Below are 24,978 nucleotides of genomic sequence, written 5' to 3' on the forward strand. Positions count from 1 at the left end.
GGTCGCCCTTTCCGTTTGCGGTTCATTCTCCAGCTAAAGCCGGGCGAAGTTACTTCGCGGGCTCGCCGTCACCGTAGATTTTCTTGTCTGGGATCCAGCCTTGGTGGCCCTCGGTATTGAAGCGGCACCAGCCTGCTTTGCAAGCGCCGAGCCGTCCGGTCCGCCCGGGCTCGACCCGCCAAAGCAATTTTGCGTCTGCCGAAGGTTTCTCGCGCATTTCCGCAACACCATCGCCAATTACGATGGCAGTGCGCGTTTCGCTTAGCAGGCTGGCTGAGATCCATCCTTGCGCGCCATCGGGATCGCGGACCAGCCGGAACCCCTCGTGCCGGCGCACGACTGTGATGGGTAGGTTTTCCCGCTTGTAAACCCACTCGATCGGGAAGTCCGGCCCTGGACCGACACGCATGAAGGCCTTTTCCGTTCTAATCGAAGCCCAGTACGGCACCGGCTTGCCTTGTGCGGTAACGCTTGCAGGCAGTATCGACAGCACGCAGCCCATCGCGCAACCAATTGCGGTGGCAACATGTCGAAATCCGGAACTGGTGGAACATCGGCTCATACGCGCTACGTTAGTCCTATCGCCATGCCCTCTACAAGCCACAGCGTAGCCATAACCCCCATCACGGAATCGTATGCGTGCCCGCGCCGCTTGACCAGCCAGCCTGCCAGCGCCTAGCCGCAAGCTATGAATAGCAGCAAAGAAGCAGGCGCTCGCCGTGTGACCGGCAAACCGCGCGTGGTAGTTACCCGCCATCTCAATCCGCATGTCGAAAGCCGTATGGAAGAGCTGTTCGACACCGTTCTCAATACTGCCGACACGCCGATGACTGCGGACAAGTTGGTAACGGCCGTGCAGGATTGCGACGTGCTGGTGCCGACCGTCACCGACCGGATCGATGCCGACTTGCTGAACCAGGCAGGCGATCGGTTGGGCCTGATAGCCAATTTTGGGGCAGGAACCGACCATATCGACCTGGCGGCTGCCAAGGCGCGCGGGATCATGGTGACCAATACTCCCGGCGTTTTCACCGACGATACCGCCGATCTGGCCATGGCGATGATCATCGGGGTGCCGCGCCGCATCCGTGAAGGCACCAGCCTTGTCCGGCGCGGTGAGTGGACCGGCTGGGCACCGTCCGGTCTGCTGGGACGGCGGTTGGGCGGCAAGACGCTTGGTATCGTAGGCATGGGGCGTATCGGGCAAGCCGTGGCGCATCGCGCCCGCGCGTTCGGCCTGGCAATCGCCTATCACAACCGCCACCGGCTGCCCGCCGCGCTCGAAAACCAGCTGGGTGCCGACTACTATCCAACGCTGGACGAGCTGTTGGCGCATAGCGACATCGTGACACTGCATTGCCCCTCAACCCCCACTTCGCGCCATATGTTCGGCGCAGAACGCATCGCCCGGATGAAGGATGGTGCGGCGCTCATCAATACTGCGCGCGGCGATCTGATCGACCAGAATGTGCTGGTCGAGGCGCTGGAAACCGGCAAGCTGATCGGTGCCGGGCTGGACGTCTACCCGGAAGAACCGGAAGTGGACGCACGTCTGTTTGCGCATCCCAACGTGATGACCCTGCCACATATCGGCAGCGCCACCGCCGAAGGTCGCGAGGCGTCGGGCGACAAGGTAATCGCCAATATCCGTTTCTGGATCGACGGCCACCGTCCACCGGACCAGGTGCTGGAAGGCCTCGTATGAAGACCGCCCGTTCCATAAGGTAACAAAGCTATTGGGTTGTCGTTTGAGCGGTTCATCGCTTAACGCCTGGCGCATAGGGCGCTGCCAGCGGCAGCGAGGGGAGAATTCGATGTTCCGCAAACTGTCAGCCGCAGCCGGACTTGCTGCAATGCCTGCATTTGCAACCGCGCAGGAAGCATCGCCTGTCGCTGGGGAAGCGGGTCTTTCGCAAGCGATCGCCGATCCCGCGCCGGCAGTGATCGATGTGGCACAACTCGCGCTGAACGATAGCGGCGATACCGCATGGATATTGGCCGCATCGGCGCTGGTCCTGATGATGACGCTTCCCGGGCTGGGCCTGTTCTATGGCGGTCTGGTACGGGCCAAGAACTTCCTGTCCGTACTGTTGCAGATCGGCGCGGTGGCAGCGATTGCTTCGGTCCTGTGGATCATAATCGGGTATACGCTGGCGTTCGGCGATGTATCGAACGGCTGGTTGGGGGATGGGCGCGCATGGATGCTCAATGATCTGGGCACATTGCGCGAAGGCACGACAATTCCGGAAAGCGCGTTCGTCCTGTTCCAGATGACCTTTGCCGTCATCACCCCTGCCCTGATGATCGGTGCCTGGGTGGACCGGGCGAGGTTCGGCTGGGTGGTGGCGTTCTGTGCGCTGTGGGGGCTGGTGGTCTATGCGCCCGTTGCGCATTGGATGTGGGGCGGCGGCTGGCTGGCCGGTATCGGCGCGCTCGATTTCGCTGGCGGCATCGTGGTGCACACCACTGCCGGGGTGTCGGCGCTGGTGATTGCTCTACTGCTAGGTCGCCGCAAGGGCTTCCCCGGACCTGCAATGCTACCGCACAGTCCTGCACTGACCATGGCGGGCGCGGCTTTGCTGTGGGTTGGCTGGTTCGGATTTAACGGCGGCTCCGCCCTGTCGGCCACCGACGATGCATCTTCCGCGATCATCAACACGCATCTGGCAGCCAGTATGGCCTCGCTGGTATGGATCCTAATCGAGCGGTTCTCGCTCGGCAAACCGACCAGCGTCGGCTGGGCAACCGGCGCGATTGCCGGGCTTGCGACCATTACGCCTGCTGCCGGCCTTGTCGGTCCGGGCGGCGCAATCATCCTCGGCGTGCTGGGCGCAGTGACGTGTTATGGGGCAATCCAGCTTATCAAACAGCGCCTGCAAATCGACGATTCGCTGGACGTGTTCGCGGTCCACGGCGTTGGCGGGATGCTGGGTTCGTTGCTGCTCGCGATCTTCATGGCCGAAGGTCTGGGCGGCGTCGGCTTTACCGATGGCGGCGGCATGGGCGTACAGTTCGTGGCGCAGGCAATCGGCGTGGGCGTGGTTGCCTTGTGGAGCGCAGTGGGCACCACGATCCTCGCGCTGATGGTCAGTCTGGTGCTCCCGATGCGGGTATCCGCCGACGACGAGCGCGAAGGGTTGGACATCGCCAATCACGGCGAACGGGCATGGGACCTGAATTGAGCTGAACGCCGTTCGCGAACACGCACTTGATGCGCAGTTGCGAACGGCGCGATGGGTTGCCCGTTACCGGTCGTCAGTCCCCCGTCAGAATGCGATCGACAAGCTGCTTCACTGTCGGCGTAAAGCCGTTGGAATAGAACGGATCGGTCTTGAAATTATAGGCCGCGTGACCCGCAAAGGCGAGGTTCTCATCGGTCGGGCCGCCATGCGCAATGTCTTGCAGCGTTTTCTGGATGCAGAAACTGCGCGGATCAGCCAGACGCCCGGTAGTGTAATCGTCATGGTCCTTCCATGACGAAAACGCGCAATGCGACAGGCAGCCCATGCAATCCTTCTGGTCCTTGCGGATTTCATCGCGCTTGTCGGGCGTGACGTAAACCACCGTATCCTCCGGCGTTTTGAGCGCTTCGGTATGACCTTCCCCGAACCAGACCTTCGCACGCTCCTTGTCCTGCGGCTTCACGAACATATTCTTGCCGCGCACGCCCACATCGAGCTGTTCGGTATGTTCTTCGTCCGCGCCCTTGGTAAACGCAATCTGGCGTTCGGAGCGATGGATGAGATCGTAGAGGAACGGGTTCTTGACCGCGCTGGAATAGAAGCCCGTGGGGGAAAATTTGTGCAACAGAACGTCGCCCTCGTCCACGGTGCGCAGCATATCCTTCCACCCTTGCGGGATCGGGCTTTCCCTCGTCAGCAGCGGGCGCGTACCGAACTGGAAAACCACCTGGCCAAGCTCCGGATTATCGATCCATTCGTTCCAGTCGCGCAGGAACCAGACTCCGCCCGCCATGACGATGGCTGTATCTTCCGAAACGCCTTCCTTGCGCATCGTTGCGCGCAATTCCTTCACGCGTGGATAGGGGTCCTGCGGTTCGCGCGGGTCTTCGGCGTTGGACAGGCCGTTATGCCCGCCCGCCAGCCACGGGTCTTCGTAGACAACGGCCGCCATCAGTTCCGGCACTTTGGAATAGCTGCGTTTCCACAGCGCTCGGAAGGCGCGGGCCGAACTGATGATGGGCAGATACTGGACCTGATACCGCGCGGCGATTTCCGCCAGCTTGTACGGCATACCCGCGCCGCAGGTTACACCGGTGACGAGGCCTTTGGTCTGTTCCAGCACCCCTTCCAGCACTGCCTGCGCGCCGCCCATTTCCCACAATACGTTGATGTTGATGGCGCCTTCGCCATTCGCCATTTCATGCGCGCGCTTTACCTGTTCTGTAGCGCCGTCAATGGCATAGCGGACAAGCTGTTCGTGGCGTTCCTTCCGGGTCGCGGCGTCATAAACCTGGGGCACGACATTGCCGACCGCATCGTAGCTGTCCGCATTGACCGCGCTGACCGTGCCGATACCGCCAGCGGCCGCCCATGCGCCGCTGCTCTTGTGGTTGGTGGCGGACACGCCCTTGCCGCCCTCGACCAGCGGCCACACTTCCTTGCCACCGTATTGGAACGGTTTCAGACCCTTGAATGCCATCTAGTTTTCAGTCCTTTGTTGGCTGCCTTATCGGCGCCGCGCCCCTAACCGCCCGCCCGGTTACCGCGGCACGGTTTTATGTCCCCTGGTTCGGGCCTCCTAGCGGCTGCTTCGAACTGTGCATAGTAGCCCGCCAGTTCGGGCGCATCGCGAAACGCCACAAGTTCGAACCCGACGCTGCGCATTTCGCAGCTCAGCAGCAACGGATCGATGCCGTGCTGGTCGGTCGGCCGGTCCACGTCCACCACGATTACCTGTCCGCCTTCGCGTAATGCTGGCCATAGTCGCCACAGAAATGCGTAAGGCTCGGTCACCTCGTGATACATGTGCACCAGGAATATTCGATCGAAACTGTCATTCGGCAGGTGCGGATCGTCTGCCGCCCCGCGCGAGATTGACACGTTATCCAGTCTTTCGCGGTCGACCCGCTCGCCGAGCCGGTCCATCGCCTCGGCATCGATATCCTGCGCAACCACGCGGCCCTTCTTGCCCACGCGCTGGGCAAGCCGGATCGTGTAATAGCCATTGCCGGCACCGATATCGGCCACGGTCATGCCGGGTTCGATCTCGGCGAAATCCATCACCGTCTGCGCCTCGCCGCGGCTGTCGCGCGCAGTTTCGGTACTGAACTGGTTAGAACTCAGATCCGAAACAGGACGGTCGGCCCGCGGGAATTGCAGCGCAGTTTCAGGCCGATCGGCATCGTCCAGCTGCTGGCAGGCCGTGGCAGTCAGCAGGACCAACGCAGCAAGGGCGCCCCGCAGCTTCATTCGACGTCTTCCACCTCGACCGTTTCGCCCGTCACCCGCTGTGCCAGCGCGGCAGAGATAAACTGATCGATCGAGCCATCTAACACGGCATCGGGCGCGGTCGAGGTTACGCCGGTGCGCAGATCCTTGACCATCTGGTATGGCTGGAGGACATAACTGCGGATCTGGTGGCCCCATCCGATATCGGTTTTTTCCTGATACTCGCCGCTTGCCGCCGCCTCGCGTTCCGCCATTTCCCGCTCGAACAGGCGCGCTTTCAGCATGTTCATCGCAGTTGCGCGGTTCTTGTGCTGGCTGCGGTCGTTCTGGCTGGCGACCACGATGCCGGTTGGCTGGTGCGTAATGCGGACGGCGGAATCGGTTGTGTTGACGTGCTGCCCACCGGCGCCGGACGCGCGGTAGGTGTCGATCTTCAGGTCGCTTTCGTTGATCTCGATATCGATTTCATCGTCGATGACCGGATACACCCAAACGCTGCTGAACGATGTGTGGCGGCGTGCGCTGCTGTCATACGGGCTGATGCGGACCAGGCGATGCACACCGCTTTCGGTCTTGGCATAGCCATAGGCGTTCTCGCCCTTCACCAGCAGCGTGGCGGACTTGATGCCCGCCTGATCGCCCGCGTGGTAATCCACGATTTCGACCTTGTAGCCCTTCTGTTCGGCCCAGCGCGCATACATGCGTTGCAGCATTTCGGCCCAGTCCTGGCTTTCGGTACCGCCCGCGCCGGAATGGATTTCTATGTACGTGTCATTGCCATCGGCCTCACCCGCCAGCAATGCCTGCACTTTGTCGGCATCGGCGCGATCGGCGAGGCGTTCCAGCGTGGCATAGCCGTCATCGGCGATGTCGGCTTCGCCCTCGGCCTCGCCCATGTCGATGAATTCCACCGCGTCGGCCATTTCCGCCGAGATGCCATTCACCGTGCCCACGGCTGCTTCCAACCGGCGGCGTTCGCGCATTACGGCTTCGGCGGCCTTTGGATCGTCCCACAGGGTGGGGTCCTCGACGCGCGCATTCAGTTCGTCGAGGCGGCGCAGCGCGCGCTCCCAGTCCAGCGATAACCGCACCAGGGCAAGGGCGGCTTCGATACGGTCGATATGGGCTTGCCCTTCGGCACGCATCTTGGGTCTCCAGTGAACAGCGAATGAGGCGCTTAGACTACCGGCGGGATCGGGCCAAGGGTTTGGCGGAACAGTCTGGGTATCGCCGCAAAGATTGCTGGTGCGACGTTCCAGCAATGGCCCGTCACGTGGTCGGCTGAATGACCGGTATCGATACCACCGGAATGGTAGGTTCCGGCTGCGGCGTGGGTTGCGACTGCGGCGGCGGTTTAGATGACGATGGCCGCGACGTCGACGGCCGCGACACGCGCGGTCCCCGCTGGCCCTTGCGGATCAACGCCAGCAGTTCTTCGCGCTTGGCCTGCAGTTCGTCCTGCTTGGTGGCGCGTGGCGGTTCGGTATCGGGCTTGAATGCTTCCCATATCACCGCCGCCTTGGGATCGGTGCCCGGCCACGCATCGAAGACGCGCTTTCCCGAGCGCCGATCGACGCGAACCATGCGCACGCCCTTGGGGGCTGTAAACGGGGAGCCGCTCCAGCGATCCTTTGTGTCTTTAACGAACTGCTGGAAGATCGGGGCGGCAGTGTTCCCACCCTGCACATAGTTGCCCATATCACGCGGCTGGTCGAAACCGAGATATGTCCCTGCGACGATATCCGGCGAACCGCCCACGAACCAGGCGTTGGTCGGGCCGGTGGTCGTGCCGGTCTTGCCGAACAGCGGCAGTTCCAGGCTGCGCAAACGGGTTGCGGTGCCGCGCTGCACCACACCTTCGAGCATGTGCACGGTCTGGTAGGCGGTGCGCGCGTCGATCACCTGCTTGCCGGATTCCGGAAGACGCGGCATCGGTGCGCCATCCCATTTCGGCATGTTGCACGCTTCGCATTTGCGATCGTCCGCCCGCCAGATCACTTCGCCCTGCCGGTTCTGGACGTAGTCGATGACCGATGGTTCGTGCTGCAATCCGTGATTGGCCAGCGCGGCATAGGCGTTCACCATCTTGATCACGGTGGTGTCGCCCGCCCCCAAAGCAAACGCGGGATACGGTTCATAACTGCCGATCCCGACCTTTTCGAACGTCTTGATGACATTCGGCATACCGGCTTCCATCGCGATATGGACTGTCATCAGATTGCGTGACTGTTCCAGCCCGAAGCGCATCGGATAGATCCCGCCGCCCCTGCTCCCGCCAAAATTCGTAAAGCACTTCCGTCCCAGCTTGCTACCCTGGTAGTAGCAATACGTCTGATCGGGAACCTGCGTGGCGGGCGTCATGCCGTTGTCGAGGCCGGTCGCGTAGACGAATGGCTTGATAGTGGAACCCGGTTGCCGTTCAGCCTGCGTGGCGCGGTTGAAACTGCCAAGCCGACTGTCAAACCCGCCCTGCATGGCGAGCACACGGCCGGTGTGCACATCCTGCGCCGCGAACCCGCCCGATACTTCCGGAATGGCACGCAAGCGGTAACCATCGCCCGATTCCTCGGCCACAACCACATCGGCAACTTTCAGGCTCCCCGGCGCACCGGACAGTGGGTAAGTTTCGCCATCGGTAAAGCCTATTGTCGCCGAATTGCCATCCCGCGCGGTGACTACGCCAATGCGCCAGTCCTTGTAATTTATATCGAGATTGGAGCTGGCCAGTTGCTGGGTCAGGCTGCCATTATCCGGGTTAAGCTTGGCGACCGGCCCCGTCCATCCGCGGTTGCCATGATAACGCAGCATCCCCGCCCGCAAGGCGTCGCGCGCCGCATCCTGCAATTCGGTGTCAAGCGAGGTCCGCACCCACAATCCGCCGCCATATACACTGTTCGCGCCATCTTCCGCATTCTCGCCATATCGGTCGAGCAATTGGCGGCGTACTTCTTCCATAAAGTATCCGGCATCGGCGCTGCGATAGGCGCTGACCTGCTTTTCCAGGCCAAGCGGCTGCGCCTTCGCGCGAGTCACGTCGGCCTCGCTCGCCCAACCGTTTTCGGCCATCTGACCCAGCACCCAGTTGCGGCGTTCGATCGCGCGTTCTTCGTTGCCGGCGCGGCCATAGCGTTCCGGCGCCTTCGGCAGAATTGCCAGAAACGCGAACTGATGCAGATCGAGGTCGCCCACATCCTTGTTGAAATAGGCGCGCGCTGCAGCCTGAACACCGAAGCTGCGGCGGCCAAGCGGAATGTCGTTAAGGTAAAGCTCAAGAATTTCCTGCTTCGTCAGAACGTCCTCGATATCGCCTGCGAGAAGCATTTCCTTCAGCTTGCGGGTGACCGAATATTCATCGCCCAGCAGGCTGTTCTTAGCGACCTGCTGGGTGATGGTGGAGCCGCCTACCGCCCGCTCCCCCGAACCGAACTTGGTGGCGAAATCGAACACCGCGTTCAGCGTACCCGTCAGATCGACGCCGCCATGGCTAAAAAACGTTCGATCCTCTGCCGCGAGGTAAGCATTTATCAGGGGCCGCGGAAAATCAGCATACTGCAGTTGCACCCGCCGGTCGCGCGCGAACGATCCGACGATCTCGCCATCGATCCCGCGCACCATCGTAGGCAGCGGTGGTTCGTAATCTTCCAGTGTCGAAGCGTCGGGCAAATTGTAGACCAGATACGCCCATAGCAGGAACAAGGCTGCGAACCCCGCCAGCGCGGCGTAGATCGCCCAGCGCACCAAGCGATGTTCGCGCATGATGCGCCGCATCCAGCTCCACGCGCCCGACGCGTCGCGCCGGATGCGGTAACGGATAGATTCGCCTGTGAGTTGGTTAGCCATAAATCGTGCGCAGCCCTAGCACGGCGATTCTGTCGTGCGCCAGAACGAAAACGGCGGATAGCGGGGTCACCGACTTATTCGCCGGACCGCCGCGCGAGAAAAATGCGGATCGCGCGCGCCATGGTGCTGGCGAATTGCTCGCGTCCCTCCGCGGAAGTCAGGCGTTCGGCATCTTCGGGATTGGTAATGAAACCGGCCTCGTACAATACCGCCGGCACGTCGGGTGCGCGCAAAACCGCCAGCGGTGCGGATCGGCGCGCTTGTGGATGGAACTGCAGCTTGCCCTGCCCCTCCCGCTCGATCAGGCTTGCCAGTTCGGCGGACGCACCCTGCACCCGGCGCTGTGCCAGCTCAACAAGGATATCCACCACTTCCTGGCTTCTGCCATCGACCCCGATGCCGTTCACCCGATCGACCCGGTTTTCGCGCGCTGCAAACCGGGCGGCCGCTTCGCTCGATGCCTGCTGCGACAGGGTATAGATGCTGGCGCCGCTCACACCGCTCGCCCCGGCGGCGCTGTCGGCGTGAATGGAAACGAGGAGATCGGCGCGCAGCCGTCGGGCGATTTCGGGGCGCTCTTCCAATACCAGGAAGCTGTCATCTTCGCGCGTCATGGCCACGCGGACACCGCCGTTTGCCAGCAGCGCCTCCTTCAACGACTGTGCCAGGCCCAGGACGACGGTCTTTTCACGGATAGCTGCGCCGCTGGCACCGGGGTCGCGTCCGCCATGGCCGGCGTCAATCACGACAAGGGGGCGGCTATTGTCCTGCGGTCCATAGACCTTTGGCAGATCGACCGGCTGCCCCGCGTCCGGCAACACCAGCCGCAGGACGTAATCACGCCCGAGATGCGGGACCGGCACGGTCAGCCCGAGCGCGAATAGCCCCGCCACCAGCAGCACCGGGGCAAGGAAAATCATCCACAACTGCAATCGCAATGTCATACCGGGGGCAGCGTTAGGGCGGCTTTAGGGTCGGTTGCAATATGGTTGCCGCATCGTTGGCAGGGTGCTACTTGCCAAATGTAGGCGAATGGGGGCCGGTTATGCCGTCAACTCCCGCCGTCTTGTCCGGCCGCACACGCGGTCCGGGACTTACGACAGGTTGATGCAGTTTCATGAATAGCCACCACCCGATCCAGCAATTGCGTACCTGCGGGCACGCGGTTGCGTTGGCGGGGTTGGCAGCGCCTTCGACGCGCGTTCCGGACCTTGCAGACACATCATTCCGCCGCGGTGCCACGATGGCGCAGTTGCGGTATTCTTTTGCCGCGCATCGGTCAGAGCCGCGCGGCTTTCACAATAAATTGCGCCCTTCCCTAGCAGGTCCAGCCACAGGCTTGGCCCCGCCCGGAGGCGCATGGAGAATAACTAATGGCAACGCGCATGCTAATCGATGCGCGCCACACCGAAGAAACGCGTGTGGCGGTCCTCAAGGGAAACCGGATTGAGGAATTCGACTTCGAATCTGCCGAACACAAGCAGATCAAAGGCAACATCTACCTCGCCAAGGTAACCCGTGTAGAACCCAGCCTGCAGGCCGCTTTCGTCGATTTCGGCGGCAACCGGCATGGCTTCCTGGCATTCAGCGAAATTCACCCCGATTACTATCAGATCCCGAAAGAGGATCGCGAGGCATTGCTCGCCGAAGATGCCGAGGCTGCGGAAGAAGAATCGCGCCTCCGCGCCGAGGAAGAGGATGAGGGACACACGCCCGGTGATGAGTATGACGCCGATGACGAATCATCTGGCGCGCTTGCCGAAGATTTGTCCGAAGACGGGATGGAAGAAGTCGACACCGACGAAAAGGACGCCGTCGCCACGATCGAGGAGGGTCAGGTCGAAGGCGACGATGATGCAGGTGACGACGACAACGATGATGACGATACCGACGCGGAAGCTTCCGACGACGATGGCAAGAAAGGCCGTGGTCGCGGTCGTGGCCGTCGTCAGGGTCGCGGCAAGAAAGGCGGCAAAGGTTCGGGCGGCGGCAGCCGAGCGAAGCAGGTCGACGAAGTACGCGCGCGCCGTCAGGAATTGCGCCGCCGGTACAAGATCCAGGACGTCATCCAGCGCCGCCAGGTGCTGCTGGTGCAGGTCGTAAAGGAAGAGCGCGGCAATAAGGGCGCGGCCCTTACCACCTATCTCTCCCTCGCCGGGCGTTACACGGTACTTATGCCAAACAGCACGCATGGCGGCGGCATCAGTCGCAAGATCGCCAATGCTGGCGACCGTAAGCGTCTGAAGCAGGTGGTCGGCGCGCTCGACCTGCCACGCTCCATGGGCCTGATCGTGCGAACCGCCGGGCTCAGCCGGACGAAAACGGAAATCAAGCGCGACTTCGACTACCTTGCCCGTGTGTGGGACGAGATCCGCGAGAACACGCTCGGCTCGAGTGCACCTGCCCTGATCCATTCGGACAGCGATCTAATCAAGCGTGCCATTCGTGACATCTACAATCGCGAGATAGAAGAAGTGATCGTGGAAGGCGAAGCAGGCTACAAATCTGCCAAGGCCTTCATGAAGATGCTGATGCCCAGCCATGCGCGCCGGGTGAAGGCTTATTCCGATCCCGTGCCGCTGTTCCAGCGCTACGGCGCGGAAGACCAGTTGCGCGCGATGTACGAACCGGTCGTGCAATTGAAGTCGGGCGGCTATCTGGTCATCAACCCGACCGAGGCGCTGGTATCGATCGACATCAACTCCGGCCGTTCCACCAAGGAACATGGGATCGAGCAGACGGCGACGGCGACCAATCTGGAAGCCGCGCGGGAAATTGCCCGCCAGCTGCGCCTGCGCGACATGGCCGGACTGGTCGTGATCGATTTCATCGACATGGATTACAACAACAACGTGCGTAAGGTCGAACGCGCGATGAAAGATGCGCTGAAGAACGACCGCGCCCGCATTCAGGTGGGCCGCATCTCCAGCTTCGGCCTGATGGAAATGAGCCGCCAGCGCCTGCGTACGGGCGTTCTGGAAGCCACCACGCGCGAATGCCCGCATTGCGACGGCACCGGCCTGGTCCGCACTGCATCGAGCGCCGGACTTTCAGCGCTGCGCCTGATCGAGGACGAAGCGGCCAAGGGCAAGGGCACCGCCATCACCCTGCGCGGCAGCACCGAAGCGGCGGTGTACCTGCTCAACTCCAAGCGCGCTGAGCTTCAGGAAATCGAGGATCGCTACAACGTTTCGATCGACGTGATTCCCGAAGGCGAAGACGAAGGCGCCAAGATGGAAGTCGGCAGCAGCGGACCCAAACCTACCGAACCGCCGAAGTTTGAACCAATCGTCGATGACGATGACGATGATGACGATATCGAAGAAACCTCCGATGAGGACGAAGACGAGGAAGACGACAATCGCCGCGGAAATCGCGGTCGCGGCGGCCGTGGTCGCGATGACCGCAACGAAGACGATGATCGTCCGCGCAAACGCCGCCGTCGTGGCGGTCGCGGTCGCAACAAGAACCGGGACGAATCTTCGGACGATAGCGATACCGACAACCGCTCGGACAATGACGGCGAAAACGACGCTAACACCAGTACCGACAGCAACGACCAGGACGAGGATGGCAAGCCGCGCAAGCGCCGCCGTCGGCGTGGCGGCCGGGGCCGCAATCGCAACCGCAGCGACCAGGATGGCCAGCAGGACGAAAGCTCGAACGACAAACGGACGGTTACATCGCAAGACGCCGAAGGCCTCGCAGATGTAGCTGACCAGATGCAGGACGACATAGCGGTCGTCGCTGGTCCCGACGGTGCACCCGAAACGGCGGAAGCCGCCGAGGCCGCACAGTCCGACGCCAAACCCAAGCGCAAGCGAGCTCCTCGTAAGAAAGCCGCATCCGAAGGTGACGACAAATCGGCGGACGACCAGGCTGCCGAAAAGACTGCCGAGAAACCCAAGGCCAAACGCGCGCCGCGCAAGAAAAAAGTCGAGGACGAAGCCGGAGCACCAGACACGGCGGCAGCTCCTGCGGAGGAGAAGCCGAAAGCCAAGCGGGCTCCGCGCAAGAAAGCCGCGCCAAAGGCTGCCGCGGTACAGACCGACAGCGAGCAGTCTGCCAGCAAGGATGCAGCGATCCCGGCATCCGCCCCCAGCGCGCTGAAGGGCGATACGAAGCCTGCGGATGACAAGCCTGCCAAACCTCAGGAAGCTGCCGGAGCTACGGCTCCTGAAGGCAAGCCCCGCCGGGGTTGGTGGCAACGCACGTTCGGGGAGTAGCTCCGCCGGACACAACCAAAAAGCCGACGGCGCGGATACCATATGGTGTCCGCGCCGTTATCTTGTCTGGTCCGCGAATCGTCGTCGCCTGACCTTGCGCTCGACGCGTCGGTAGCCCACGCTGACGCTTCATCCACGCAGGAGCCTTCCATGACCGCGATTGCCCGCACACCCGACGACCGCTTTACCGACTTGCCCGACTTCCCTTTCGAACCACACTACCATGAGCTGGAAGACGGTCTGCGCCTGCATTATCTCGACGAGGGACCGCGCGGAGCCACGCCGGTGCTAATGATGCATGGCGAACCGAGCTGGTGCTACCTCTACCGCCACATGATCGGGCCGGTGGTCGACGCCGGGTACCGGGTCGTCGCGCCGGACCTCATTGGGTTCGGTCGCAGCGACAAGCCGACCGACCAAGCCGCCTATTCCTATGCCGGACACGTGGCATGGATGCGCGAATGGGTGGAAGCGATGGACCTGACCGGCGTTGTGCTGGCGTGCCAGGACTGGGGCTCACTGATCGGATTGCGGCTGGTTGCGGAAATGCCCGAGCGGTTTGCGGCTGTAATTCTGTCGAACGGTGGTTTGCCTGCCGGCCAGGAGCCGCCGGAAGCTTTTGCGGCATGGCGGAAATTCTCGCTCGAAAGCCCTGCCTTTCCCGTGGGCGATATCATCAATGGCGGGGTCTCACGAGAGCTTTCCGCGGAGGAAATCGCCGCATACGACGCGCCCTTCCCCGATGAAGCCAGCAAGGCCTGCGCGCGCGTCTTTCCAAGCCTTGTGCCTCTGGGCGAGAATGTCGCGGTGCCCGATCAGCTTGCTGCGTGGGAAAGCCTCAAGACATTTGGCAAACCGTTCACCTGTGCATTCAGCGACGCGGACAAGATTACCACGGGCGGGGAGAAAGCTTTTGTGGGGGTCGTGCCCGGTACTAAGGGCCACGACCTGCACCGCACGCTGAGCGGCAATCACTTCATTCAGGAGGATGATCCCGAAGGCTTCGTCGCAGCAATCCTGGATACGGCGCGCCACGCCGGGGTTTAGGGCGGGCCCGCTTCCGCCCCAGCTTCGCGTGCCGCCAGCAGCTTTTCGGCCAGCAAAAGGTCGGCTTGCTTGTCCACATCGATTGCCGCGTGCCCTTCGACCGCCCGAACCAGAGCGACGGCGATCCCGATACGCTTGCCCAACCGTGCAAGTCCGTCAGCCATAGTCAGCCGCCGCGTCAGATAGGCGAACAACGTCGGCAGGCCGAGCCTCGCCACAATGCGCCATGGCCGCTTCCGGTTTGCCTCTACGTGACGCCATAGTTCCAGCGCAGCGCGGCCTCGCGGACTGGCGATGTAAAACAGGTTGCAGCCAGACCAGCGGCCATCGGCGAAACCGAGATATGTGCGCCGGGTGCCGGGTGCGGCGCGTTCCACATCCTCTTGGCGAGCCAACATCACCGATACGTCAGCATTGGCCGACGTGTCCGCCACCAGTTGCTGCACCCACTCGGGCTGCAACAGCGCGTGATCGGCGGTCGTGATAACCAGCGGAGCGCCGATTATATCAAGCGCAGCAAGAGCGCTCTGGCTAGGTCCGGCCTCGGTCGCAACCACATCACACCCGGTCCGTCGCGCCAGATCTGCTACCGCCCCGTCATCGCAGCTGACGGCGATCCGGTTGGCCCCGGCACCCTGCAGGGCAGTAATCACACGTTCCAGCATCGGTATGCCGCCGACCTCGATAAGACCCTTATGCAAAACCCCTATTTCACGGGCAAACGGATCGCCGCCGGGCCGTGTTCCTGCCAGGATAAGGGCCGCAAACCCGCTCATGCCGTGACCGCATCCATCTGGCGCAACACCCGCCAGACCATCACCGACATGACAAAATAGGCCGCGCCCAGTCCGATCGCGACCGCCCAGCCGATCCCCAATGTGCCCGCCCCCAGCAAGGCCAGAATACAGCCAGCCATCACCGCAATTGCTATCAGCCGGGCAAATAGCGGGTACGCCGCATGGCCGGAGGAGTGCAGCACCGGTTCGTACGACACGCTCGCCAGTTCGAATGCCGCACCAATGGACAGCGGCACGAGCACCAGCGCACCCGCGGCAAACGGCGCGCCGCCGATCAGCGATAGGACCGCTTCCCCTGCAACGATCGCTAGCAGCACGACCACCAGTCCGGTGCCGATCACGAGAATGTTGATCCGCCGGACCAGCTTGCGAAACTGGTTGGCAGGCGCCGCCGAACGTTGGCGCGTAACCTCGGGATACAGCGCCTGCGTGACCAGCGTCGCCAGTTTGGATAGCCCCTTCGCCAGTTGGTCCGCGACGCGATAGATACCGGCCGCACTGGTGCCCAGGAAATACCCGACCGCCAGCAAGGGTCCTTGCTGCAACGCGGCCATGGCAGATGAATTGAAGTAGAGGATGCCGAGAAAGCCGAACAAGCCCTCGTTCTCGTTGAGGGTCCTGCGCCAATGGCGCAGACGGGCAAAGGACAGCACGCCCGGCCGCAACCGCCAGGCGATTGTCCAGTACAATACCGCCACAACCATCTCGATCGCAGCCCAGGCGAACAGGAACCGTTCCACGCTTGGCCCGGTTAGCCAGATCAGCGTCGCCGCGATCAGCCTGCCTGCCGGATTGAGCGCGCCTGCCGCGACAGTCAGATCATATCTGTCGTACACCCGGATTACGCCGACCGGTGCGCTCACACGGGCCAGCACAAGCGCACAGATGAACCAGAATGTCGTGTCGATATAGCGCGGGTTGAGGTCCAGCATCGGGCCGAACCCGTAGATCAGCAATGCCGCGAGCGCGCATCCGGACAGCGCCCCTAGGACGTCGATGGCCCCGCCAAGCATCGCCAGACGCCCGAATTTGTCCCACGCACCCTTCGCAATATGGTCCGTGCCGTAACGCACGATGCCCTGCCACGTCTGGAACCCCGACAGCGCCACCAGCGCCTGCCCGGTACCGAAGATCAGCGAGAAGTGGCCGAAGTCCTTTACGCCCAGCGAACGCACCAGGATCGCCAGATAGATCAGACTGCAAACGCCGCCGAACCCCTTCCCGCCCAGCAACCAACCGACATTCTTTAAAATACGCTGCCATCCATCATGCGCATGATGCGTATCGATCTGCTCGGCCATGCGGGCGGCATGAACTATTCAAACTGGCGAGACAAGCGAGCCGATGGCTGCCCTCCCCCGCACGGACATTACTAGTCGCGATCAGACGAAGCAGGTTGGCGCGTCGCGGTCTTGCGCGCGGGGACCGAGCGGCTATTGCCATGCAACGCCGAACCATTGCCTCGGCCCAGTCCCGTCGTCATCCCGGAACCAACCGTGCGCCTTGCTTTCCTGTACATTGCGGAGACCTATCAGGCCTATCACTGCGCGGCGGTGATGCTGGACCTGATGGCGCGCCCCGATGTCGATGTGGACGTGTATTATATCGATCCAGCTACTCCCCACACGCTGGAATTGCTGCGGCAGGCCCACGGCGCACCGGCCTTTCCTATGCACCATATGGAGGCGGGCTGGCTGGGCAAGGCAATCCAACGCGTCAGACTGCTGGGCCTCGCCAAGCCGCAAGTGCTAGCCGCCAATGAGGAGCGCCTGCGAGGCTACGACGCTGTAATTTCGACCGAGGATGGTATTGCGGACCTGTTCGCGGGGGAGCCGGAAAATCAGCGGCCTTCCCGCATACTCATCACCCACGGGGCTGGTGGGCGCGCGGTGCCAAGCTTCTCCAAGCGTGTGCATTGCGACCTGTTGCTGCTGAAAGGCGAGGCGGACGCAGCCTATTACGTCAGACATGGCCTGTCGCGTCCCGGCCATGTCGCAGCGGCAGGTTATACTAAATTTGCCTCCTCCCGCGCGCTGGCTCGCGCGCAGCAACCGCTGTTCCCGAACGACAACCCGGTCGTGCTCTACAATCCGCACAAGGATCGCAAACAGCGCAGTTGGGACCGGTTCTTCGAACCGATGATGGCCGCGTTCAGGCAGGACGATAGCCGCAACCTTATCGTTGCCCCGCATACGAAACTGTTCAAGCGCCGCAGCGAACAAGTCCGCCAGCGGCTCCGGGATCGCAGCACCGATACCATCATCGTCGATCCTGCCTCCCCCCGCCTGCTCGACAACAGCTATACCGAGGCGTCGGGCATCTACGTCGGCGATGTCAGCAGCCAGGTTTATGAATTTACCATCCGCCCTCGCCCCTGCGTGTTCCTGAACGCCCACGGCGTCGACTGGCGCGGCGATCCGCATTACGCCTTCTGGCAAATGGGCGAGGTGGTGGACGATCCGGGCGACCTGATGGCAGCAATCGAGCGCGCGCCCGCTCTGCACAATCAGTTCCGAAATAAGCAGGTCGAACTCACCGCCCTAGCGCTGGGTGAAACCAGTGACGACGTGGTCCCACGTGCCGCCGACTGGATCGTCGAATATGTGCGCAACGGTAAGATTGCGACATGAGCACGCAGCGGCGGACCGTGCTGTTCCTGTACAATCACGATGCAGCGCATCAGGCCGCGCATATCGCCGGTGTGATGGGGGCGCTGGCAGAGTCCCGGCCCGAACTAGATGTGCTGGCCGCGACGGGTAGTCCCGCAATCGAGACGCAGGTTCGCAGCCTGATCACACCTGCGCAGGGGGGCGCAATACGCTGGGTTGACCTATCCTTACCAGGGTGGATGAACGGCGCGCTTGCGCTGCTTAACAAACTCGCGCCGGTCATCCGGCTGGCTCGATTGCGCCGGCACATTGCGCTGTTCGAGACGGCCGATCTGATCGTCTCGCCGGAACGCACTTGCCTTCGTGTCCGCCGCAAGTTGCGTCGCGGAATGGGTAACACCGCTCCGCGTTTCGTTTTCATCCCACATGGCGCGGGCGATCGCAGCGTCAGCTACCACCCGGAGCTGGCGCAATTCGATTACTTCCTTTTGAGCGGGCAAAAGGTTGCGGACGAGATGGTCGCGCATGGCCTCGCCGCGCCGGACCAGTGCCGCCTGATCGGCTATGCCAAATTCGATGCGGTCGGGAATGGCGGGCCGCGAAAGCTCTTCGATAACGACCTGCCGACGATCGTCTACAACCCGCATTTCGACCCGCATCTGTCGTCATGGTACGATACCGGGCCTGCGTTCCTGCGCTGGGTGGCAACGCAGCAGGGCCGCTTCAACTGCGTGTTCGCGCCGCACGTCATGCTGTTTCGCAAGAAGCTGCACATATCGCCCGAATACAAGACCGCGCGCCGCAGGCCGGAGATACCGGCGGAAGCGCTGGCAGCGGACAATATCCTGATCGACACCAACAGCCCGGCGCTGTTCGACATGACCTATACCAATTCGGGCGACATCTATGTGGGTGATGTCAGCAGTCAGGTTTACGAATTCCTGCGCCGCCCTCGTCCGGTAGTTTTTATCGACGCGGCGGGCCAAGGCGCGGATGCATATCAGTTCTGGCAGAACGGCCCGGTGGTAACCTCGGCCAGCGATCTGGCCGAACAACTGGCCGATTGGCGCGAGACGGGAGCCAGGTTTCGTGAGGCGCAGGAACGGCTGTTTGCCTACACCATGGATATCAGGCCCGAACGCAGCGCAGCGCAGCGCGGCGCGGATGCTCTTGCCGAACTGGTAGATGCTAAGAGTTGAAGTTTACCGTCCGCCAACCTCTGACGGCGGCGACCCTGCGCGCTGATACTGACGGATCGACAAGCACCGCGTCGTCCGCGAAGTCCAGCAACGGCGCGTCGCTGATGCTGTCCGAATAGAAACGTATTTCGCAGTTGGCGCGGTCCAGTTCCGCGTCGTCGAGCCAGCTTTCGAAGCGCGCCAGTTTCTCTGCGGCATAACAGTTCCGGCCTTCGATCCGGACCGGACCGACGCCGTCTGTCAGCCTATGCCGCGTCGCTATCACGTCGGTTGTACCGGCCTTGCGCGCGATCGGTCCTGCGACGAAGTCCATGGCGGCCGTCGCCAGCACCAACGTCCAGCCTTCCGCACGTTCAACCTCCAGCGCCACCCCGGCCTCATGCGAAAGCCAGTTAGGCCAGACGGCTTGTCCAAAACGCTCGCCAAGTTCCTCCACCACCGCACCATCGACGCGCTTGCCGAGGATCATACGCAGCCCCAGCTCCTTCAATCGGCCGCGCGACATCGCGCCTAGTTTGTACGCAAGCATTACGGCGATCCAGATCGGCAACAGCAGCACGCGCCAGCGAGAACGCTTCCACGCAGCGAATGCCAGAAACGGCGTAAACGTGGCGTGCCGCAGCAATGTCTTGTCGAGATCGTAGACGGCTATGCGGTGCATTCCCGGCCCGCCATTCATGCCGGAATACGCTCCCCCCGCCAGTCGAACACGTACCCCGTATCTTTCGGCGTAAGACCGTCGATCACATCAATCAGGCACGCCGCCGACTTTGCCGGAGTGAACAATTGCGCATCGGGCACATTGCCCTGAAACGGCTTCGACAAGCGCGTGTCCACCGTGCCGGGATGCAGGCCCACTACGATAGCTTCTTTCCGGGTGCGGGCGGTTTCGATGGCGAAGTTACGCAGCATCATGTTGAGCGCCGCCTTGCTGGCACGGTAGGAATGCCATCCGCCCAGCCCGTTATCCGAAATCGACCCCACCCGGGCCGACAGCGCCGCAAACACGCTTCGCCCCGAACGCGGCAGCAGCGGCAGAAAATGCTTCGCAATGATTGCAGGTCCGATCGTGTTGAGCGCAAACATCTCGCCCATAATTTTGGGATCGAGCGACCGCAGCGACTTTTCCGGCCCGGCCCCACCGGGCAATGTCAGTGACCCTGTCGCCACGATGACAAGTTGCGGCGCGGTATCCTTCAGCCGTCCGGCGGCGGCCGCGATGCTGCTTTCATCCAGCAGGTCGAATGCGAAATCATTTGCACCGGATAATCCGCAATCGCCGGTTCTGGACCCCGCAAACACGTCGCCAAAACGACCCGATGCTACCAGGCCCGCCACAAGTGCGGACCCGATGCCGCCCGATGCGCCGAATACGCAGGCGGTAGGGAGTGTTCCTGGATTGCTCATCGCGTCGTCCTACAGCCGCGGATCGCTGCTGCAAGCGCCAGCTTACCCTTGTTCGAACCGGCATTATCGCTAGATAGGGCGGGACAAGCGGCTGTGCCGCCAGCAGGAATTACCAAAGTCATGGCTACCTTCACGCTCCCCAAGAACTCCACCATCACCAGGAACGGTGCCGATCACCGCGCGGATGGGGCGAGCAGGAGCAAGACGTTCAAGATCTATCGCTACGATCCCGATACCGGTAAAAACCCGCGCTACGACAAGTTCGAAATCGACCTGGATGAATGCGGGCCGATGGTGCTGGACGCGTTGATCAAGATCAAGGGCGAAGTCGACCCTACGCTGACGTTCCGGCGTTCCTGCCGCGAGGGAATTTGCGGTTCCTGCTCCATGAATTTGAACGGCAAGAATGGTCTTGCCTGCACCACCGCGATCGAGGATTTGCCGGGCGAAGTGCGCATCACGCCCTTGCCGCACATGGAAGTCATCAAGGATCTGGTGCCCGACTTCACCCATTTTTACGCGCAATACGCGTCCATCCGCCCTTGGTTGCAAACGGTTTCGACCACGCCCAGCGGCAAGGAACGGCTGCAATCGCCCGAACAACGCGAGAAGCTGGACGGATTGTACGAATGCATCCTGTGCGCCTGCTGCTCGACAGCCTGCCCGTCATATTGGTGGAACGGCGACAAGTTCCTCGGCCCTGCGATCCTGCTCCAGGCCTATCGCTGGCTGGCTGACAGCCGCGACGAGATGACAGGTGAGCGGCTCGACGATCTGGAAGACCCGTTCCGCCTCTATCGCTGCCACACCATCATGAACTGCGCCAATGTCTGCCCCAAGGGGTTGAACCCGGCCAAAGCCATCGCCGAAACCAAGAAGATGATGGTCGAACGCGAAATCTGACGGGTACCGGCACGTGAGCGACACCGGCGTCATCGCGCCGCATGACGGGTTCGATTTCGGTCCCGATCCGGAAAACCCCGGTTGGAACCATTGGAACCTGAAGGACGAAACGCTTTTCAACCGCGCCGTTCTGGGCAGGCTGATCGCCCGGCGCGAGGGGGACTTTGCACGGTTGCGAATGTTTCCGGTTCGCAAGCATGAGAACCTGCAAGGCTCAATTCACGGAGCGGTTACGCAGTCGCTGATCGATATCGCGCTGTTCTCCACGATGCGCCTGCTCGACAGTGGCGATGCGGGTCCATCGGTAACGCTGGAAATCAGCACGCAATTTATCGGAGCTGGTGACCCATCGCGACCGCTCGATGCGGTAAGCGAAGTGATGCGCGAAACGGGCAAGCTTGTCTTCATTCGCGGCACTGTCGAACAGGACAACGACCGCGTTGCCGCGTTCTCCGGGATCGTACGCAAATTCTCCCCCCGCAAGCAGGCATGACAGACGCCAGCGGCGGTATGCTCGCCGAATATAACCGGCTGGTCGCGGCGGGCGAGTTGCGGCCCGATCCGGAACAGGCATCCGCTGCGGCGCGGCTTGACCGATTGCAGCGCGATTTGGTTGCGGGGGGCGAACCAGGGTTCGTCGCCCGCCTTTTCGGCAAATCTCCCAAGGCTCCTGAAGGCGTGTATATGTGGGGCGGCGTGGGTCGCGGCAAATCCATGCTTATGGACCTGTTCCACCGCACTCTGGCACTGGAGGCCAAGCGCCGCGCGCATTTCCATGAGTTCATGGCAGAAGTGCATGATCGCCTGCGCACAGCGCGCAAGAAGGAACAGGGCGACCCCATTCCCGAAGTCGCCGCCGGTATTGCGGACAATGTTCGTTGTCTTGCTTTCGACGAGATGGTCATCAACAACAGCGCCGATGCGATGATCATGTCGCGCCTGTTCCGCGCACTGATCGTGGATGAAGGCGTTGCGGTGGTCACTACCAGCAACCGCCCGCCCAACGATCTCTACAAGAACGGCCTCAACCGGGAACATTTCCTGCCGTTCATCGAACTTATCGGAAACAGGCTGGACGTAGTGCCGCTCAACGGTCCGGTCGATTACCGGCTGGAGCGGCTGGGCGGAATAGATGCCTGGCACACTCCGCTGGGCGATGCGGCGACAGCGCAGGTACGCGAGGCGTTTTTCCGCCTAACCGACTACTCTCCCGAAGATGCTGACAACGTCCCGTCTGAAGAACTGGCAGTGCCCGGTGGACGAACCCTGCATGTCCCACGAAGCCTTAAGGGCGTGGGCGTATTCAGCTTCAAACGGCTATGCGGCGAACCGCGCGGTGCGGCCGACTATCTCGCCATCGCGCACGCATACCATACCGTCATCATCGTCGGCATCCCGCAAATGGACCGCGACATGCGCAACGAGGCGGCACGCTTCGTCACGCTGATCGATGCGCTTTACGAAAACCATGTGAAGCTGTTTGCCACCGCCGATGCGGAGCCGGAAGACCTGTATCTTTCAGGCGACGGCAGCTTCGAATTCGAACGTACTGCGAGCCGTCTGATGGAAATGCAAAGCGCGGAATATCTGGCGCTGGGCCACGGGGCCGACTGAATCCAGTAGCGTCTCTCCAGCTATCCGATACCCAACCGGACCAGCGATTTTTCCAGCATGAGCAATTGCCACAGCAGACGGCCATGGTCGTTGCGGCCGGAGATGTGCTCCTCTGCAATGCGGCCCAGCCTGCCGGTGTCGAACCACCCTGTCCGGGCCAGCACGGCGTTGCTGGCGATGCCGCGTGCTTCGCCCGCGAGCGGCCCGCGAAACCACTCGGTAATCGGCATTACAAAACCCTGTTTCTGGCGATACAGTATGTCCTTTGGCAGGTAGCGCTCCATTGTATGCTTCATCAGCCATTTGCCCTGTGCGCCCTTGATGCGCTGCCTTTCCGGGATTTGGCTGGCAAATTCGATCAGCCGGTGATCCAGCAGCGGTTCGCGCGCTTCCAGGCTTACGGCCATACTGGTGCGATCGACCTTGGTCAGGATATCGCCCGGCATCCAGAATTTCAGATCGGCATATTGCGCCGCGTCCAGACCGCTGCGCGCGGGGGCGTTTTCCATCATTTCGATAAACGGCGTCTCGGCGCGATAGTCGCCGCGCGCACGAAGAAAGTCCGGAGTATAAAGCGCCGCGCGTCCGGCTTCGTCGGTCACGGACAGAGCGCGCGCATATCCCTCCGCCCCGCTGCGGGCGAGCGACTGGAACGTCGTTTTCGCACGCAGGAACCGCGGCGCCCAGTCGGCCTTGGGCCAGAACCGGCCCAGCGCACCAAACACGGGTTCGCGCAATTTAGCTGGAAGCATGCTGCGAGCCTGTTCTTCGCGAGCATGGAACACCTGCCGCCTGTATCCGGCAAACGCCTCATCCGCCCCGTCTCCCGACAGCGCCACGGTGACATGCTCCCGTGCAAGCTGCGCCACCCGCCAGGTCGGTAAAGCGCTTGCGTCGGCAAAAGGTTCGTCGAACATCGCCGCCAGCGTGTCGATCTCGGTAAAATCATCGGGATCGACCGTGCGCGCATGGTGACGCGTGCCAAATTGCTCGGCAACTTGCTGCGCGTAGGTTGTTTCGTCGAGCGCCTTCACATCGAAGCCGATGGAACAGGTCGTCGCGGGCTGCGCGCTGCCCTCTGCCATCAGCGCGACCACGCTGGAACTATCCACCCCACCCGACAGGAACGCGCCAAGCGGCACGTCGGATACCATCCGGCTGGCGACGCCTTGGCGCAAATGGTGCAGCAATTCGGCGGACATATCGGCTTCACTGCCGGTATGGCGATCCGCGAAGCTGACGTCCCAATATTGCACCGGGGCGGCAGGCGGAGCGCCATGCTTCAGCAGCTGATAATGCCCGGCCGCCAACTTTTCGACACCCTTCAGGATCGAGCGATGGTCGGGCACGTAACCCCATGCCAGATAGTCCTCCACCGCCAGCGGGTCGACTTCACGTCGCAACAGAGGATGTGCCAGTAAGCCCTTCAATTCAGACGCAAAGGCCAGACTGCCGTCGGACAGGCGCGCGGTGAATAGCGGTTTCACGCCCAACCTGTCACGCGCCAGGAACAGCTCCCGCTTTTCGGTATCGTAAAGCGCGAAGGCGAACATCCCGTTCAGGCGAGACAGACAATCCGGCCCCCAGCGCTGCCATGCTGCGAGGATGACTTCCGTGTCTCCATCGGTGCGAAATTTTGCGCCCATCTGCCCGAGTTCGCGTCGCAATTCGCGGTAATTGTAAATCTCGCCATTGAAGACGATCTGCGCGCGCCCATCCGCGCTTGCCATCGGCTGCGGCGAGCCTTCGAGGTCGATGATCGACAGGCGGCGATGGCCCAGCCCGACTCCCGGCGCGGTCCACACGCCCGACCCGTCCGGTCCGCGATGGACCAACGCGTCGCACATGCGCTCCACCCGGCGCGGATCGACCGGCTTGACGCTTTCGTAATGGAACAGGCCCGCAATGCCGCACATGGGTTGCGC

The 24,978-nt window shown here is 62.1% G+C and carries 20 protein-coding genes; 9 read left to right on the forward strand and 11 right to left on the reverse strand.

The features are described from left to right. Positions 1 to 49 precede the first annotated feature (49 nt). A complete protein-coding gene (locus tag HME9302_RS06170; RefSeq protein WP_230079892.1) occupies positions 50 to 409 on the reverse strand; it encodes an SH3 domain-containing protein in 360 nt (119 codons plus the stop codon). A gap of 279 nt (positions 410 to 688) precedes the next feature. Here HME9302_RS06170 and HME9302_RS06175 point away from each other — a divergent pair, with 279 nt between their 5' ends. After that, positions 689 to 1,705, forward strand: a complete 1,017-nt coding sequence (locus HME9302_RS06175) for a 2-hydroxyacid dehydrogenase (protein WP_115366293.1) — start codon at positions 689 to 691, stop codon at positions 1,703 to 1,705. Positions 1,706 to 1,814: 109 nt separating this feature from the next. After that, complete coding sequence (locus HME9302_RS06180) at positions 1,815 to 3,182, forward strand: ammonium transporter (RefSeq protein ID WP_115366294.1); 1,368 nt, start codon at positions 1,815 to 1,817, stop codon at positions 3,180 to 3,182. A 73-nt stretch (positions 3,183 to 3,255) separates the two neighbouring features. Here the strand turns inward: HME9302_RS06180 and HME9302_RS06185 are convergent, their stop codons facing one another. The 5 genes from HME9302_RS06185 to HME9302_RS06205 form a co-directional block, all read right to left on the reverse strand. Continuing rightward, positions 3,256 to 4,662: an NAD(P)H-dependent flavin oxidoreductase gene (locus HME9302_RS06185; RefSeq protein ID WP_115366295.1), complete on the reverse strand. Its 1,407-nt coding sequence runs from the start codon at positions 4,660 to 4,662 to the stop codon at positions 3,256 to 3,258. 44 nt (positions 4,663 to 4,706) lie between these two features. Further along, a complete protein-coding gene (locus HME9302_RS06190; protein WP_115366296.1) occupies positions 4,707 to 5,432 on the reverse strand; it encodes a class I SAM-dependent methyltransferase in 726 nt (241 codons plus the stop codon). Then, positions 5,429 to 6,556, reverse strand: a complete 1,128-nt coding sequence (gene prfB, locus HME9302_RS06195; RefSeq protein WP_115366297.1) for a peptide chain release factor 2 — start codon at positions 6,554 to 6,556, stop codon at positions 5,429 to 5,431. The genes HME9302_RS06190 and prfB overlap by 4 nt, the downstream gene beginning before the upstream one ends. Before the next feature lie 124 nt (positions 6,557 to 6,680). Next, positions 6,681 to 9,251, reverse strand: coding sequence for a penicillin-binding protein 1A (locus HME9302_RS06200; RefSeq protein ID WP_115366298.1), 2,571 nt, complete (start codon positions 9,249 to 9,251; stop codon positions 6,681 to 6,683). A 74-nt stretch (positions 9,252 to 9,325) separates the two neighbouring features. Further along, positions 9,326 to 10,171, reverse strand: a complete 846-nt coding sequence (locus tag HME9302_RS06205) for an N-acetylmuramoyl-L-alanine amidase family protein (RefSeq protein ID WP_230079893.1) — start codon at positions 10,169 to 10,171, stop codon at positions 9,326 to 9,328. 453 nt (positions 10,172 to 10,624) lie between these two features. Here HME9302_RS06205 and HME9302_RS06215 point away from each other — a divergent pair, with 453 nt between their 5' ends. Both HME9302_RS06215 and HME9302_RS06220 read left to right on the forward strand, forming a co-directional pair. Continuing rightward, positions 10,625 to 13,477, forward strand: coding sequence for an Rne/Rng family ribonuclease (locus HME9302_RS06215; RefSeq protein ID WP_115366301.1), 2,853 nt, complete (start codon positions 10,625 to 10,627; stop codon positions 13,475 to 13,477). A 150-nt stretch (positions 13,478 to 13,627) separates the two neighbouring features. Beyond that, positions 13,628 to 14,524, forward strand: coding sequence for a haloalkane dehalogenase (locus HME9302_RS06220; protein ID WP_115366302.1), 897 nt, complete (start codon positions 13,628 to 13,630; stop codon positions 14,522 to 14,524). Here the strand turns inward: HME9302_RS06220 and HME9302_RS06225 are convergent. Then, on the reverse strand, positions 14,521 to 15,300 hold the full coding sequence (locus HME9302_RS06225; protein ID WP_115366303.1) for a nucleotidyltransferase family protein: 780 nt from the start codon (positions 15,298 to 15,300) through the stop codon (positions 14,521 to 14,523). The two genes, HME9302_RS06220 and HME9302_RS06225, sit on opposite strands and share 4 nt — an antisense overlap. Continuing rightward, a complete protein-coding gene (locus HME9302_RS06230) occupies positions 15,297 to 16,622 on the reverse strand; it encodes a lipopolysaccharide biosynthesis protein (RefSeq protein ID WP_115366304.1) in 1,326 nt (441 codons plus the stop codon). Before HME9302_RS06230 ends, HME9302_RS06225 begins: the two co-directional genes overlap by 4 nt. Before the next feature lie 195 nt (positions 16,623 to 16,817). Between HME9302_RS06230 and HME9302_RS06235 the strand changes: the two genes are divergently transcribed. Together HME9302_RS06235 and HME9302_RS06240 are read left to right on the forward strand one after the other, a co-directional pair. Further along, the gene (locus HME9302_RS06235) at positions 16,818 to 17,951 is read left to right on the forward strand and encodes a hypothetical protein (RefSeq protein WP_147270778.1); all 1,134 of its coding nucleotides are present in this window, start codon (positions 16,818 to 16,820) and stop codon (positions 17,949 to 17,951) included. Further along, entirely contained in the window at positions 17,948 to 19,129 is a 1,182-nt protein-coding gene (locus HME9302_RS06240) for a hypothetical protein (RefSeq protein WP_115366306.1), read from the forward strand. Before HME9302_RS06235 ends, HME9302_RS06240 begins: the two co-directional genes overlap by 4 nt. On the opposite strand, the gene HME9302_RS06245 is transcribed toward HME9302_RS06240, so the two are convergent. Beyond that, positions 19,119 to 19,790 (reverse strand): HAD-IB family hydrolase, encoded by a 672-nt coding sequence (locus HME9302_RS06245; RefSeq protein WP_181815703.1) that lies wholly within the window; start codon positions 19,788 to 19,790, stop codon positions 19,119 to 19,121. The two genes, HME9302_RS06240 and HME9302_RS06245, sit on opposite strands and share 11 nt — an antisense overlap. Before the next feature lie 14 nt (positions 19,791 to 19,804). Then, positions 19,805 to 20,536, reverse strand: a complete 732-nt coding sequence (locus tag HME9302_RS06250) for an SDR family NAD(P)-dependent oxidoreductase (RefSeq protein ID WP_115366308.1) — start codon at positions 20,534 to 20,536, stop codon at positions 19,805 to 19,807. Between the two features lie 120 nt (positions 20,537 to 20,656). Here HME9302_RS06250 and HME9302_RS06255 point away from each other — a divergent pair, with 120 nt between their 5' ends. Genes HME9302_RS06255 through zapE form a run of 3 tightly spaced genes read left to right on the forward strand, consistent with a single transcriptional unit; the run spans position 20,657 to position 23,053 of the window. Next, positions 20,657 to 21,439 carry a succinate dehydrogenase iron-sulfur subunit gene (locus HME9302_RS06255; RefSeq protein ID WP_115366309.1) on the forward strand — a complete coding sequence of 261 codons (783 nt, stop codon included), beginning with the start codon at positions 20,657 to 20,659 and terminating at the stop codon, positions 21,437 to 21,439. Positions 21,440 to 21,452: 13 nt separating this feature from the next. After that, complete coding sequence (locus HME9302_RS06260) at positions 21,453 to 21,932, forward strand: PaaI family thioesterase (protein ID WP_230079894.1); 480 nt, start codon at positions 21,453 to 21,455, stop codon at positions 21,930 to 21,932. After that, positions 21,929 to 23,053, forward strand: coding sequence for a cell division protein ZapE (gene zapE / locus HME9302_RS06265; protein WP_181815704.1), 1,125 nt, complete (start codon positions 21,929 to 21,931; stop codon positions 23,051 to 23,053). Before HME9302_RS06260 ends, zapE begins: the two co-directional genes overlap by 4 nt. Before the next feature lie 20 nt (positions 23,054 to 23,073). Here zapE and HME9302_RS06270 read toward each other — a convergent pair whose 3' ends face one another. Further along, the gene (locus HME9302_RS06270; protein WP_115366310.1) at positions 23,074 to 24,969 is read right to left on the reverse strand and encodes an XrtA/PEP-CTERM system amidotransferase; all 1,896 of its coding nucleotides are present in this window, start codon (positions 24,967 to 24,969) and stop codon (positions 23,074 to 23,076) included. Positions 24,970 to 24,978: the final 9 nt, after the last annotated feature.

This window comes from Alteripontixanthobacter maritimus (assembly GCF_003340475.1).
Lineage (GTDB): Bacteria > Pseudomonadota > Alphaproteobacteria > Sphingomonadales > Sphingomonadaceae > Alteripontixanthobacter > Alteripontixanthobacter maritimus.

Bases quoted from the DNA above. Each gene is read 5' to 3' on its own strand.
- prfB (WP_115366297.1), bottom strand. From the start codon at position 6,556: ATGCGTGCCGAAGGGCAAGCCCATATCGACCGTATCGAAGCCGCCCTT.
- HME9302_RS06215 (WP_115366301.1), top strand. From the start codon at position 10,625: ATGGCAACGCGCATGCTAATCGATGCGCGCCACACCGAAGAAACGCGT.
- HME9302_RS06270 (WP_115366310.1), bottom strand. From the start codon at position 24,969: ATGTGCGGCATTGCGGGCCTGTTCCATTACGAAAGCGTCAAGCCGGTC.
- HME9302_RS06245 (WP_181815703.1), bottom strand. From the start codon at position 19,790: ATGCACCGCATAGCCGTCTACGATCTCGACAAGACATTGCTGCGGCAC.
- HME9302_RS06250 (WP_115366308.1), bottom strand. From the start codon at position 20,536: ATGAGCAATCCAGGAACACTCCCTACCGCCTGCGTATTCGGCGCATCG.
- HME9302_RS06190 (WP_115366296.1), bottom strand. From the start codon at position 5,432: ATGAAGCTGCGGGGCGCCCTTGCTGCGTTGGTCCTGCTGACTGCCACG.
- HME9302_RS06170 (WP_230079892.1), bottom strand. From the start codon at position 409: ATGCGTGTCGGTCCAGGGCCGGACTTCCCGATCGAGTGGGTTTACAAG.
- HME9302_RS06185 (WP_115366295.1), bottom strand. From the start codon at position 4,662: ATGGCATTCAAGGGTCTGAAACCGTTCCAATACGGTGGCAAGGAAGTG.
- HME9302_RS06180 (WP_115366294.1), top strand. From the start codon at position 1,815: ATGTTCCGCAAACTGTCAGCCGCAGCCGGACTTGCTGCAATGCCTGCA.
- zapE (WP_181815704.1), top strand. From the start codon at position 21,929: ATGACAGACGCCAGCGGCGGTATGCTCGCCGAATATAACCGGCTGGTC.
- HME9302_RS06225 (WP_115366303.1), bottom strand. From the start codon at position 15,300: ATGAGCGGGTTTGCGGCCCTTATCCTGGCAGGAACACGGCCCGGCGGC.
- HME9302_RS06200 (WP_115366298.1), bottom strand. From the start codon at position 9,251: ATGGCTAACCAACTCACAGGCGAATCTATCCGTTACCGCATCCGGCGC.
- HME9302_RS06230 (WP_115366304.1), bottom strand. From the start codon at position 16,622: ATGGCCGAGCAGATCGATACGCATCATGCGCATGATGGATGGCAGCGT.
- HME9302_RS06220 (WP_115366302.1), top strand. From the start codon at position 13,628: ATGACCGCGATTGCCCGCACACCCGACGACCGCTTTACCGACTTGCCC.
- HME9302_RS06175 (WP_115366293.1), top strand. From the start codon at position 689: ATGAATAGCAGCAAAGAAGCAGGCGCTCGCCGTGTGACCGGCAAACCG.
- HME9302_RS06255 (WP_115366309.1), top strand. From the start codon at position 20,657: ATGGCTACCTTCACGCTCCCCAAGAACTCCACCATCACCAGGAACGGT.
- HME9302_RS06205 (WP_230079893.1), bottom strand. From the start codon at position 10,171: ATGATTTTCCTTGCCCCGGTGCTGCTGGTGGCGGGGCTATTCGCGCTC.
- HME9302_RS06240 (WP_115366306.1), top strand. From the start codon at position 17,948: ATGAGCACGCAGCGGCGGACCGTGCTGTTCCTGTACAATCACGATGCA.